This window comes from Anoxybacillus sp. TBDG-1 (genome assembly GCF_054815885.1).
On record NZ_JBTZSY010000059.1, the window covers coordinates 1 to 12,043 of the forward strand.

Annotated in this window: 12 protein-coding genes and 1 riboswitch; of the genes, 9 read left to right on the forward strand and 3 right to left on the reverse strand. The window is 37.9% G+C overall.

Annotated features, from left to right (window positions below; genetic code table 11):
- Positions 1-61: 61 nt before the first annotated feature.
- The 4 genes from ACYQY7_RS12790 (at position 62) to mgtE (ACYQY7_RS12805) (ending at position 5,056) form a co-directional block, all read left to right on the forward strand.
- Positions 62-874, forward strand: coding sequence for a histidinol-phosphatase (locus tag ACYQY7_RS12790; RefSeq protein ID WP_461202611.1), 813 nt, complete (start codon positions 62-64; stop codon positions 872-874).
- Between the two features lie 64 nt (positions 875-938).
- Positions 939-1,105, forward strand: a riboswitch (M-box (ykoK) riboswitch).
- 230 nt (positions 1,106-1,335) lie between these two features.
- Complete coding sequence (mgtE, locus tag ACYQY7_RS12795) at positions 1,336-2,694, forward strand: magnesium transporter (protein WP_461202613.1); 1,359 nt, start codon at positions 1,336-1,338, stop codon at positions 2,692-2,694.
- Positions 2,695-2,967: 273 nt separating this feature from the next.
- Positions 2,968-3,675, forward strand: coding sequence for an MgtC/SapB family protein (locus ACYQY7_RS12800; protein WP_461202615.1), 708 nt, complete (start codon positions 2,968-2,970; stop codon positions 3,673-3,675).
- A gap of 13 nt (positions 3,676-3,688) precedes the next feature.
- Positions 3,689-5,056: a magnesium transporter gene (mgtE, locus tag ACYQY7_RS12805; RefSeq protein WP_461202617.1), complete on the forward strand. Its 1,368-nt coding sequence runs from the start codon at positions 3,689-3,691 to the stop codon at positions 5,054-5,056.
- Between the two features lie 27 nt (positions 5,057-5,083).
- On the opposite strand, the gene serA is transcribed toward mgtE (ACYQY7_RS12805), so the two are convergent.
- The 3 genes from serA to ACYQY7_RS12820 all read right to left on the reverse strand — a co-directional run bounded on the left by serA (position 5,084) and on the right by ACYQY7_RS12820 (position 7,699).
- Positions 5,084-6,658 carry a phosphoglycerate dehydrogenase gene (gene serA / locus ACYQY7_RS12810; protein WP_461202618.1) on the reverse strand — a complete coding sequence of 525 codons (1,575 nt, stop codon included), beginning with the start codon at positions 6,656-6,658 and terminating at the stop codon, positions 5,084-5,086.
- Positions 6,659-6,833: 175 nt separating this feature from the next.
- Positions 6,834-7,331 (reverse strand): inorganic diphosphatase, encoded by a 498-nt coding sequence (locus ACYQY7_RS12815; protein ID WP_032099918.1) that lies wholly within the window; start codon positions 7,329-7,331, stop codon positions 6,834-6,836.
- 119 nt (positions 7,332-7,450) lie between these two features.
- The gene (locus ACYQY7_RS12820; protein WP_003394452.1) at positions 7,451-7,699 is read right to left on the reverse strand and encodes a ferredoxin; all 249 of its coding nucleotides are present in this window, start codon (positions 7,697-7,699) and stop codon (positions 7,451-7,453) included.
- A 200-nt stretch (positions 7,700-7,899) separates the two neighbouring features.
- Here ACYQY7_RS12820 and ACYQY7_RS12825 point away from each other — a divergent pair, with 200 nt between their 5' ends.
- Genes ACYQY7_RS12825 through ACYQY7_RS12845 form a run of 5 tightly spaced genes read left to right on the forward strand, consistent with a single transcriptional unit; the run spans position 7,900 to position 11,962 of the window.
- On the forward strand, positions 7,900-8,922 hold the full coding sequence (locus ACYQY7_RS12825) for a YpbB family protein (protein ID WP_461202621.1): 1,023 nt from the start codon (positions 7,900-7,902) through the stop codon (positions 8,920-8,922).
- Entirely contained in the window at positions 8,915-10,360 is a 1,446-nt protein-coding gene (locus ACYQY7_RS12830; RefSeq protein ID WP_461202622.1) for a RecQ family ATP-dependent DNA helicase, read from the forward strand. The genes ACYQY7_RS12825 and ACYQY7_RS12830 overlap by 8 nt, the downstream gene beginning before the upstream one ends.
- Positions 10,357-10,947 carry a lysostaphin resistance A-like protein gene (locus ACYQY7_RS12835; protein ID WP_461202624.1) on the forward strand — a complete coding sequence of 197 codons (591 nt, stop codon included), beginning with the start codon at positions 10,357-10,359 and terminating at the stop codon, positions 10,945-10,947. Before ACYQY7_RS12830 ends, ACYQY7_RS12835 begins: the two co-directional genes overlap by 4 nt.
- Complete coding sequence (locus ACYQY7_RS12840; protein ID WP_461202625.1) at positions 10,940-11,461, forward strand: LysM peptidoglycan-binding domain-containing protein; 522 nt, start codon at positions 10,940-10,942, stop codon at positions 11,459-11,461. Before ACYQY7_RS12835 ends, ACYQY7_RS12840 begins: the two co-directional genes overlap by 8 nt.
- 60 nt (positions 11,462-11,521) lie before the next feature.
- Positions 11,522-11,962 carry a DUF2663 family protein gene (locus tag ACYQY7_RS12845; protein WP_461202627.1) on the forward strand — a complete coding sequence of 147 codons (441 nt, stop codon included), beginning with the start codon at positions 11,522-11,524 and terminating at the stop codon, positions 11,960-11,962.
- The last annotated feature ends 81 nt before the right edge of the window (positions 11,963-12,043 follow it).

Here is a 12,043-nt window from a genome sequence, read left to right on the forward strand (position 1 = left end):
TTTATAAATAATTAATAGATTATTTATAAAGTTTTGTAAGTTTTCTGTAACGGTGAAAAAGATGTTAACAGATTACCATAATCATTTAGAGCGCGGCACGTTAACGCTTGATTATTTAAAGCAATTTACCGACGAAGCTGCACGAAAAGGAATTGAACATTTCGGTATTTCGGAACATGCATATCATTTTTATCAAACGAAAAATATTTTATCGAATCCATGGATTGAAGAACGTCGTTATTATGACATGGCTGACTACGTTCGTTTATTTCACGAAGCGTGGGATGCTGGAATCGATGTAAAAATGTCGATTGAAATGGACTATACGCCAGGCAAACATGAAGAAATGGCGCAATTTATTCGCGCTTACGATTTTGATTATGTCATCGGTTCGATTCATTGGGTTGATGATTTTGGCATTGATTTAGCCGAGTTTCGGAAAGAGTGGGATCGTCGTGATATATACGATACATATCGAAAATATTTCGATCAAGTTGTCACATTAGCTGAGTCGAATTTATTTGACATTATCGGTCATTTAGATTTAGTAAAAATTTTTAAATATGTGCCAGAAGACGAAGAGTTTTTGCTTGAACAGTACGATCGTGCAACAACAGCGTTAGCGAATTCTAAAACGTGCGTTGAAATTAGTACCGCGGGTTTGCGTAAACCGGTCGGTGAACTGTATCCTGATCCTCGTCTATTACAAATGTGCTACGACAAAAGCATTCCGATCGTGCTATCGTCCGATGCACACGTACCACAAGATGTCGGAGCTGATTATGACAAAGCGATCGCTCTTGCGAAAACAGTCGGTTACAAAGAAATTATGACGTTTTGTAAAGGAGAACGAAAAGCCGTTCCGATTGACTGAAAAATATTTTATAAAAAAGTATTGACAAATGAAAAAGTAAAAGAATAGAATATACATGAAAATAGAATACCTTCGTTAGGTGAGGCTCCTGTACGGAGATATGCTGCTGCCCAGAAATGTCCAAAGACGCCAATGGGTCAACAGGAACCATCGACTTAAGGTGGTTTCTAATGTAGCTGGATGTTTCATCCTATGCCGTACAGTGCTAAAGCTCAACGAATGGAGGACATGCTGAAACTATTTTTTATATTTTTAATAGTTTATTTTTGTTGTACTTTGTTAGCTAGCACCTTCATTCGTTGAAGGTGCTTTTTTATTTTTTAAAAAGGGGGGATAGAAATGGATGATCCACTTCCAAATATAATGTCTTATCTAAATCAAATAAAACATGTAATAAAGGGGTTCATTTCTATCCACTCATTGAATAGATGAACTCCTTGAAAAAAAGGAGGAAATAATAAATGGTAAAACTCGATCGTCAAAATCGTAAGTGGTATATTACTCAAATTCTTGGAACATTACATTTAAATAAAAGGGATGCGTTTCGGCAACTTTTTCTTGAGCTGCATCCAGCAGATCAAATAGATATTTTATTAAATGTATCAGAGAAAGAACGTAAAGAGATATATTGTCACTTGTCACCAGATGAAGTAGCCACTATGTTTAAACAAGGGGAAATTCATGAGCAAGTTCAGCTGTTTGCTGAATTGCCGTCAGGGTACGCTATCGAAGTAATTAACAATATGTATGCAGATGATGTTGCAGACTTTTTAGATGCACTACCTGACGAAGTAAGACGATTATATTTACAAAAAATGAATACGGAAAGCGCGGTGGAAGTTCAACAACTTTTAACGTACCCAAAATACACGGTGGGGTCATTGATGACAACAGAGTTTTTAGCTGTATGGGAGGAGCATACTGTTAAACATGTAATGGAATTGTTACGCACAGAAGCTTCAAACGCTGAAACAATTTATTATTTATATGTTGTAGATGAGAAAAATTGTCTAGTTGGTGTAATCTCGCTTCGTGATTTAATTATTTCTCAACCAGAACAAAAAGTGAAAAATATCATGAATACAAACATCATTTTTGTGGATGCCCACTCTCATCGTAAAGAAGTAGCTGAAATCATTCAAAAGTATGATTTTCTTGCTCTCCCTGTAACAGAGCAGGGTAAACTTGTAGGAATTGTTACATTTGATGATGTGATGGATGCTGTAGAAGAGAGAGAAACAGAGAGTTTTCATAAAATGGGAACTGCTACTACGATATCAAAAAGTTTAAAAGAGGCAACAATCGGTTATCTGTATAGAAAGAGAATTAGCTGGCTCGTGTTACTTGTATTTTTTAATATTTTTTCTGGCGCGGGCATTGCATTTTTTGAAGATACTATTTCAGAAAATATTGCTCTCGTATTTTTCTTACCGCTTCTTGTTGATAGTGGAGGAAATGCAGGTTCACAGTCTGCTACATTGATGATTCGTGCACTTGCAACAGGAGATATTCGTATTCGCGATTGGACAAAACTGTTTGTAAAGGAGTTTTCGATTTCTATTTTGCTAGGGATAACAATGGCATTAGCTGTCTCACTAATTGGTCTATATCGAGGAGGACCCGAAATTGCAATTGTTGTTGCTCTTTCTATGTTTTGTGTTGTCATTGTTGGTAGCTTAGTTGGCATGAGTCTTCCATTTATTTTCAGTCGGTTTAAACTCGATCCAGCTACGGCGAGTGCACCACTTATCACTTCGCTCGCTGATATGATTGGGGTAGTCATTTATTTTTCTATTGCTACAATTTTGTTAACAATGTAATAAAACATCCATGAGTAAGCTTTCCTTGCCACTAAGGCTGAAAATAACCACCTGTGGCTTGGTTATATAGATGTACTTTGTAGCGTTAATATGAGCAATCCTTGTTATTCGACTGCCGAGCAATCGAATAACACTGCCCCAGAGTCTGGGAAGCGTTCAGTTATTCGATGCTTTGAAAAACGATTTTGTCCTTGACAAAATCGTTTTTCAACAGTCTGAACATCTATGAAAAGATGTTCCTAATTTTTAGCCGAAAGGATGGTTAGATATGATATGTTGATTACAGATATGTTTAAATTAACTATTTCTTTTATTTTTGGGCTACTTATTGGTCTTGATCGACAGTTAAAGCAAAAACCTCTAGGAGTAAAGACAACTGTTATTATATGTGTTGCCAGTTGTTTAATTACAATTGTTTCTATTGAAGCGGCATACACATTTCAAAAAACAGAACATATGAATATGGATCCTCTTCGTTTAGCTGCACAAATTGTAAGTGGAATTGGCTTTCTAGGAGCAGGGGTAATTTTGAGAAGAAATAATGACGTCATTCTAGGTCTTACATCTGCAGCTATCATTTGGGCTTCAGCTGGTATTGGGATTGCAATTGGAGCTGGATTTTATGCATCCTCGTTGTATAGTGCATTATTATTTATCGTAACGAGTAACTTTTTAGCATATTTTATAAAAAAAATTGGTCCTCAAAGACTTCGACGTCGTGATTTTTCATTACAGATTATTGTTGAGCCAAACTATAAAATGACAGAACTCCTTAATTTAATTAAAAGCAAAGGAAAAAGTATTGAGAAAAAAAAAGAAAGTGTTTTGCAAATTAAGTATATTAAAATTACCGATTTAGAAAATGGAAATCAACAAATTGACTTAAAAATATCAGCTCCTGAGATAGAATATACAACAGAAATTTATTATCTGGTAAAAAAAATCGATCATGTTTTAACTGTGCAAGTGGAGAGGTTATGAGGAGGGATGCTCTGTGATTCGATTAGAGCAGTATCGATTTAAGGAGGAATATACTTACTATTTGCTTCAATCAATTAAAAATGAGGATAAGGAAGCATTTCGAAAGGATTTTCTCGCCCTTCACCCATATGATCAAGCTAATTTTTATTTATCGCTTGATGAGGCAAAGAAAAAAATATTAACAAAATGGCTTTATCCAAAAGAATTTAGTGATATGTTTCAGCAACTTCATTCGCATGAGAAAATAAAGATTTTTGCTATTGTAAATGATGAATATATGAAAAAAGTCATAAAGCATATGTATTCAGATGATCTTGTCGACTTAATTGCTTATTTATCGCCAGAAAAAAGAGCGAAAATACTCCAATGGTTGGATCAAAAACAAGCAACAAACGTTAAACATTTATTATCGTATGAAAAAGGAACCGCAGGGGCACTTATGTTGACAGAATTTGTTTGTGTTCGTCCCATGGATACCATATCATCTGTAATGAATGATATTCGTTCACTCGGAGATACGGTAGAAGTCATTTATTATATTTATGTAACGGATGAATCTGGGGAAATGGTAGGAGTGTTATCAATCCGAGATTTACTTACAGCTTATCCTAACCAATGTATACAAGAGATCATGAAAACAAAATTTGTATACGTTTCACCGACTAGCAGTCAAACTGTCGTTGTTCATTTATTAAAAAAATATGGTTTATTAGCGCTTCCTGTTTTACAAGACGGAAAGTTAGTTGGAATTATTACAGTCGATGATATTATGGATATTATTGAAGAACAAAGAAAAGAGGAGTTGGAAGATATAAGTGCAACACGTGGTGCAACGGATTGGAATACCGATGGGGTTCAATCATTGAAAAAGCGAATTGTTTGGCTAGTTATGTTATTATTTGTTGCATTTGTAACATCTCATTTGATTGATTCTTTTCACGACATTATGCAACAAATAACGATGTTAATTCCTTTTTTACCAATTGTTTTAGGAATGGGGGGAAATGCGGGGATTCAATCTCTAGCTATCGTTATACGTAAATTGTCGACAAAAGAAGAGGTTCCTTCTCCAAAATTAAAATATATGCTTCAAAAAGAAATGGTGACGGGTATGTTATTAGGCATCGTATGTGGAATGATAGCAAGCATAATCTGTTATGTCATAACAAAGTATGACATAACAATTGCTTTTGTCGTTGGCGTGTCCCTTTGTGTGACTGTTGCAATATCTAATATGTTTGGTGTTATTGTTCCTATTGTAATCAACCGTTTTCGTTTGGATCCGACTATTGCTTCCGGACCGTTTATAATAACAATAAACGGTTTAATAGGTACATTTATATATTTTACAACCGCTTTTACATGTTATTATATTGTATAAAAGGCTCAGCCTGTGTGGCTGAGCCTTTTATACTTCTAATCTTTTTACAACATCAATATCGTCAATGCTCTCAAGCGTTTCAACAAGCGCATCGTCAAGCGGTTTATCGAGCGAAAGCATCATAATCGCTTTTCCGCCAGCTTCTTGGCGACCGACTTGCATCGTTGCGATGTTTACTTGATGGTCACCTAAAATATTTCCGACTTTTCCGATCATTCCTGGTTTATCATGATGTTGGATGTACAACAAATGTCCTTCTGGAGCAAAGTCGATCGCAAAGCCGTTAAAATGAACGATGCGGTCGCCGTAGTAGGCGATATGTGTTCCTTTTAACGTAAATGTTTTGTTTTCGCCGTATACTGTCAATGCGATGCTATTGTTGTAGTCGTTTCCGTTGGCTGAAAATTTTTCGCTAAAGGCGATGCCGCGTTCTTTGGCGATCATCGCTGCGTTCACTTCGTTGACGGTTGAAGCGACGCGAGGTTTTAAAAATCCAGCGAGCAAACTACGTGTAATAAATGTTGTTTCTAAATCGGCGACAGAACCTGAATACGTAATCGCGATTTCTTGAACAGGTTCGCTCATATATTGCGAAGCGAGAATGCCCATTTTTCGAGCTAATGTATAAAAAGCTTGAATTTTTTCGTATACATCTTTTGAAAGTGTCGGCAAGTTAATGGACGATGTGACAGGTTTTCCTTGTAAAAATGTTAATACTTCTTGAGCTACTTGCGTCGCTACATTCACTTGCGCTTCGACTGTTGATGCCCCGAGATGTGGAGTGACGATGACGTTATCAAACGAAAGAAGTGGATGATCTCCTGGAGGCTCTTGTTCAAATACATCGAGCGCAACCCCTGCCACGTGTCCATTTTCTAAAAACGAAATGAGCGCTTGTTCGTCGATAATTCCACCGCGGGCGCAGTTAATTAAATACACACCTTTTTTCGTTTTTGCTAAGTTTTTCGGACCGAGAAGCCCTTTCGTCTCTTTTGTTAATGGTGTATGTACGGTAATGATATCTGCTTGTGCAAGCAACGCATCAAGCGTGCAAACGTCGACACCAATTTTTTCTGCTCGTGCTTTCGTTAAAAATGGATCGTACACATGAACATGCATACCGAATGCTCGCGCCCGTTTCGCTACTTCAGAACCGATGCGACCAAAGCCGATAATACCTAAATGTTTTCCAAATAACTCGACACCGACGAAAGCGGAACGATTCCATTCACGTGATTTGACCGAGATGTGCGCTTGTGGAATACGACGCACTAATGAAGCCATCATCGCAAATGTATGTTCCGCTGTCGAAATCGTATTGCCGTTTGGGGCGTTAATGACGACGACACCGTATCGTGTAGCTGCGTCAACATCAATATTATCAACTCCGACTCCCGCACGCCCGACAATTTTTAAATTTGGCATTTTTTGAAGTAATGCCTCTGTTACTTTTGTTGCGCTACGAACGAGTAATGCATCAAATTGATCAAGCTCATCTTCTACATCACTCACTTTTTTTTGTACGACTTCAATCGTTGGATCAGCAAGAAGTGGGGAAAGACCTTCTTCACTCATTGCATCAGATACTAGAATACGAACCACAAAAATCTGCTCCTTTCAACCAATTAGTTTTTTAAATTTCTGATAATTTAACATAACCGTATACGTGTGTCAATAACTTTCGGAAAGGTCATACAAGTGAAAGCGTTTTTATATATAAATGTTCGGAAAAAAGACGAAAAGCTGGCCCAAAGCCAGCTTAAAACATAGAATGTATTTACTTTTGTTCATTGTAACGAGCGATGCATTCGTCAATAAGTTTCGCAGCTGCTTCTGGACCTTCCCACGTGCCAATTTCTGTTTTCTTTCCTTCTAAGTCTTTATAACGTTCAAAGAAATGAGCGATTTCTTTAAGTTTATGTTGCGGGAGATCTTCGAGCGTGCGCACATCAGCAAAGCGAGGATCATCAACTGGAACGCCGATTAACTTCGCATCTTCTTCGCCGCCGTCTACCATGTTTAAGTAGCCGAGTACACGTGTTTCGATGACGCAGCCAGGGAATGTTGGATTTGTCACGATAACTAAAATATCAAGCGGGTCGCCATCTAATGCAAGTGTATTTTCTAAATAGCCATATTCTGCAGGATAAAACATTGGTGAATATAAGACGCGATCGAGCTTAAATACGCCACGCTCTTTGTCATATTCATATTTGTTTTGGCTACCTGTTGGAATTTCAATAAACGCTTCAACAACTTTGTTTTCAAACGCCATGCCAAATTCCTCCTTTTTATTATGTATACTTTTTTATTATAGTCGATCGGACAAGTAGTGACAATGACTGAACGAAAGAAAAGGGCAAGCTTCGTATGAAGTTTGCCCTTAGATGTTTTTTATTCGAATTTGTTTGGATCGCCGTCAAATGGCTCGTCCGCTACTTTGATCGAGTCTGTTGGACAGCCTTCAAATGCATCCATCATGTCATCGATTAATACGTCTGGCACTTCGACAATACCTTGGTTGTCGTCTAGCGTAACGTAAGCGATACCTTCATCATCGTAATCGTAAATGTCTGGTGCAGCCGCTCCACAGGCACCACAGGCAATACATGTTTCTTTGTCAACAATTGTGTACTTTGGCATACAATGACCCTCCTTAATTATATGGAACCAATCGCTTCATATGAAACGTTGGAAACGTATTCCTCACACCTTTATAATAAATGTGTTGCGGTAACTTTTCAATAAAAAACTCCAATGAAAATGCTTATCAGTACGTAGTTTTCCCTCACATCCCCTCGCTTAATCTGGTAAAATGAAAGGGAAAATGGAGTGAATGTCGTATGTTACAACATATCGTTTTATTTTGTATCGATCGGTTTCGTGGAGAACGATCGCTAGCTGCGATCGACCATTTACTCAATGGAAAAAAAACAGCCCAAACGCTACAAGATAGTAAATGGTATGACGTTAGCCGTTTATTTGGGACGGTACCGATTGATCGTTCTCGTTTGTTTGATGTCGCACGAGCATTAGAGGCGGACGGATTTATTTCTCAAATCGATGAACATATATATTGCACAACTGCAAGTGGAAAAGAGAAACTCCGACAATTCATACTCCCTCCTTACATTGATGGATGGAAATATATGAATGAATCTTCTTTGTTTTGGAAAAAGCTTTCTTTACTTATTCAAACGATCGCAAACATTATTCATCGTACGTCGTTTGAACCTATACATCGCGATGAACACATTCAATCGTTCGTGAAACGGTGGCTGTTTCAGCATACACATATAAAAACCCTCGTTCGTTCATTATATGAAGAAATACATGAGCTACTTAGTGATGTAGATGAAAAAGATGCTAACATTTTCGTTTGGCGGTTGACAAGCCATGAGCGCATCGGATGGACGGACGAACAAATTGCTTATGCTTTAAAGGAAGAAGAGACCGCTATTTTGTTGTCGTTTCAAAACGTGCTTCACTTTATACTTGAAATGACGGAGCAAGAAAAAGAAAAATTTCCGCTCTTATATTCGTTGCGCGAACAAAAGCGCGCACAATTGACGAGTTCAGCTCAAAAAACGTATAAGTTGCTAAAAGAAGGGTACTCGCTTGAACAAATTGCTCAGTTGCGCAAATTGAAAAAAGGAACGATTGAAGATCATATTGTAGAAATCGCCACGTATATTCCAACGTTTGTAACGACACCATTTTTAGAGGAAAATAAACGCAAGCGCATTATTCAACAGGCACGTCAATTAAAAACGAAAAAATTGCGGGTGATAAAAGAAGTGTTACCAGACGTTTCTTATTTCGAAATTCGGCTCGCGCTGGCAAGGTGGGAGAGAGAAGATGCTTAACATATTAAAGGAACGATTTGGTTACGATTCGTTTCGCATAGGACAAAGAGAAATTATTGAAGATGTGCTGAACGGGTGGAATTGTGTCGCTATGCTTCCGACTGGCGGAGGGAAATCACTTTGTTATCAACTCCCAGGTTATATATTAGACGGCAGTGTGTTAATTATTTCTCCGCTCGTGTCGCTGATGGAAGATCAAGTACAACAACTTAAAAATCGCGGTGAAAAACGTGTCGTGGCACTCAATCGTTTTCTTTCCTATCGCGAAAAAAAAGATGTGTTGCGTGAGTTGGCATCGTATCGTTTTATTTATGCTTCTCCAGAAATTTTACAATCCCCGTTACTCGTTGAAGCGCTAACACGCATAAACATTTCGCTGTTTGTTGTAGATGAAGCGCATTGTATTTCACAATGGGGACACGACTTTCGCCCTGATTTTTTAAAGCTAGGTCTTCTTCGCGAGACGCTCGGCAATCCGCCTTGTTTAGCATTAACGGCAACAGCTACACGCCAAGTCATTGATGATATCGTGAAAACACTAAAGCTTGATCGTGTAAAACAGCATCTGTATTCACTTGACCGACCGAATATTAGTTTACACGTCCAATATGTTTGTACAGTAGAAGAAAAAATAAAAGCATTAAAACAGCTCGTCGCTATGTTTCCTAAGCCGGGCATTGTATACGTATCAAGTCGACATTGGGCAGAAACGTTGGCACAGACGCTACATGGAGATAATCGTGTAAGCTACTATCATGGGGGCATGGATGGTGAACAACGACTACTTATTCAACAACAGTTCGTTTATGACCAGTTAGATGTCATTTGTTGTACAAATGCGTTTGGAATGGGGATCGATAAACCGAACGTTCGCTTCGTCATCCATTTTCATTTGCCGACACAACCAGAAGCATATTGGCAAGAAGTTGGGCGAGCGGGGCGTGATGGAAAAGAAAGCATCGCGATATTACTGTATGCACCAGGAGATGAACAAGTGGGACAGACGATGATCCATATGGAATTTCCGACAATGGAACAAATCGTTTATGCGCTACACGCTTTACGTCATGGGCAGAAAGAAACAGGGCTGACAGACGTACAACAACGTCTACTTTTATATGGGCTTGAACAAATGGACAAACATGAAGAAGATATACACATATTAGCAAAGCAACTATATGTCCGCATAGAGCAAAGAAAACAAGAAAAAATGGCAAAATGGGCATTTATGCAACGATGGGTCAATGAACAAACATGTCGTCGGCGCACGATTCTTTCATATTTTGAACAACAGCCGCTTAAAAATGAACGATGTTGTGACCGATGTGGCGCTCGTATATATGTGGATGCCCCTATCGAACATATTCAACAAATACAGTTAAAGTCGTGGCGTGAAGAGCTTCGTGCGATGTTTGACATAAAGGTGGAAAACGAATGATTAAAAAACAAATGGAGATGGCTCGTCAAATTAGTGAACGAGAAATTGTATATCATTTATATATCACACAAGCGCTTATTTTTCTTGTTGCGTTAGCATTAGGCATATATTTATTTACACCTGCGACATTTTTTGCGATATGGCAATGGGATGTACAGGAAATATTATTATATGGTGTCGGTTGTGCTGCACTCGTTCTTTTTGTCGATTTTTTACTTATTCGTTATGCTCCACAACAATGGTATGATGATGGAGGAATTAATGAAAAATTATTTCGTTCCCGTTCGGTACCGCACATTTTTTTGATGACTATAGTCATTGCATTTTGTGAAGAGCTATTGTTTCGTGGTGTCATTCAAACACACGTTGGCTTGTTTTTCGCAAGTGTCATTTTTGCTTTATTGCACATTCGTTATTGGAAAAAATGGCTTCTTCTCGTTGCTGTCGTTAGTTTAAGTTTTTGGATTGGGCTTATATATGAATGGACAAACAATTTATGGGTAACGATTTTTGCTCATTTCCTTATTGATTTTATTTTGGCGTTACACATCCGGTATCGTACAAAAGAGGTGACAAATGATGCGTGAAGATCAAGCAGAAAACTTGCGCAAAAAGATGGAAAGTATCAGTAAACAACAGGAAAGCGATGAACTTCAATTGCCGCCGCGCAGCGAAGTGCATAAAAAGAAAAAAACAAAATGGAAAATCAAACATCCACTCATCCGCATTCTTGCGCTCTTTTTTGTTTTATTGCCTATTTCTATTTATAGTATATACCACTTAGTTGAAAAACGACCGATCCAAGTCGTGACGATTGATAATGAAAGCTATGAGACTGTTGATGTCGATCAACAGAAAGAACATAAGCCACAACAAAAACCGCTTGAAAACGAAGCAAAAGAAGTAGAACAAGAGGCGGATGAAACAGAGTCATCCTTTACTTATCATACGGTACAAGAAAATGAAACATTATATAGTATTGCGATGAAATATTACGGAAATGAAAAAGGAATGGATCTTATTAAAGAATGGAATCATTTAACGAGCATGAAGCTACAAAAGGGGCAAGTATTAAAAATCCCAAATATGGATGGAAAATAAGGTATACCGCCCCGTCGATGGACATACAATCGTAGTAAAACATGATTGGTAGGGGTGGTTATGATTTTTCCAATTGAATTAGACGAAGTAACAAAAGCGATTTTAAAGCGAGTGATGGCGCATAAAAAAGAATGGAATGACATGAAAAAAAGAATGCAACTTTCATTCATTTTGTTTTTGCTTTCACTTGCTTTGTTTGGGTTATATATGTATCAGACGTTTGTTATTTCGCATCGTACATCTATAGAACGAATAATGATGGCGCTCATTAATGATGAGCGTACCTTTTCGTTCGCTGTATTCGTTGGATCGCTCGCATGGCTCGTCTTTTTTTATAAAAAGAAAAGCGATAAAGCGGAGCAAGACTTCCATGCACTCCGCTGTGAATTCATTCAAAAAAGTAGCGAATTGCTTCCAGAACGAGCGTGGGAGAAAAGGCATGTTCTTTATGAATGGATGAGAGAAACATATGATATTCAACTATACCACGAAAATAAGTGACCACACACTCTCTCGGTTCATATGTTGAGAAAGTCCTGCGGTAATATGTCAAGGTGAAACATCATCGAAATTGGAAATTTG

Excerpts from the sequence above, each read along its gene's own strand:
- ACYQY7_RS12790 (WP_461202611.1), top strand. The coding sequence starts at position 62 with ATGTTAACAGATTACCATAATCATTTAGAGCGCGGCACGTTAACGCTT.
- mgtE (WP_461202613.1), top strand. The coding sequence starts at position 1,336 with ATGGTAAAACTCGATCGTCAAAATCGTAAGTGGTATATTACTCAAATT.
- ACYQY7_RS12800 (WP_461202615.1), top strand. The coding sequence starts at position 2,968 with ATGTTGATTACAGATATGTTTAAATTAACTATTTCTTTTATTTTTGGG.
- ACYQY7_RS12815 (WP_032099918.1), bottom strand. The coding sequence starts at position 7,331 with ATGGCGTTTGAAAACAAAGTTGTTGAAGCGTTTATTGAAATTCCAACA.
- ACYQY7_RS12820 (WP_003394452.1), bottom strand. The coding sequence starts at position 7,699 with ATGCCAAAGTACACAATTGTTGACAAAGAAACATGTATTGCCTGTGGT.
- ACYQY7_RS12825 (WP_461202621.1), top strand. The coding sequence starts at position 7,900 with ATGTTACAACATATCGTTTTATTTTGTATCGATCGGTTTCGTGGAGAA.
- ACYQY7_RS12830 (WP_461202622.1), top strand. The coding sequence starts at position 8,915 with ATGCTTAACATATTAAAGGAACGATTTGGTTACGATTCGTTTCGCATA.
- ACYQY7_RS12835 (WP_461202624.1), top strand. The coding sequence starts at position 10,357 with ATGATTAAAAAACAAATGGAGATGGCTCGTCAAATTAGTGAACGAGAA.
- ACYQY7_RS12840 (WP_461202625.1), top strand. The coding sequence starts at position 10,940 with ATGCGTGAAGATCAAGCAGAAAACTTGCGCAAAAAGATGGAAAGTATC.
- ACYQY7_RS12845 (WP_461202627.1), top strand. The coding sequence starts at position 11,522 with ATGATTTTTCCAATTGAATTAGACGAAGTAACAAAAGCGATTTTAAAG.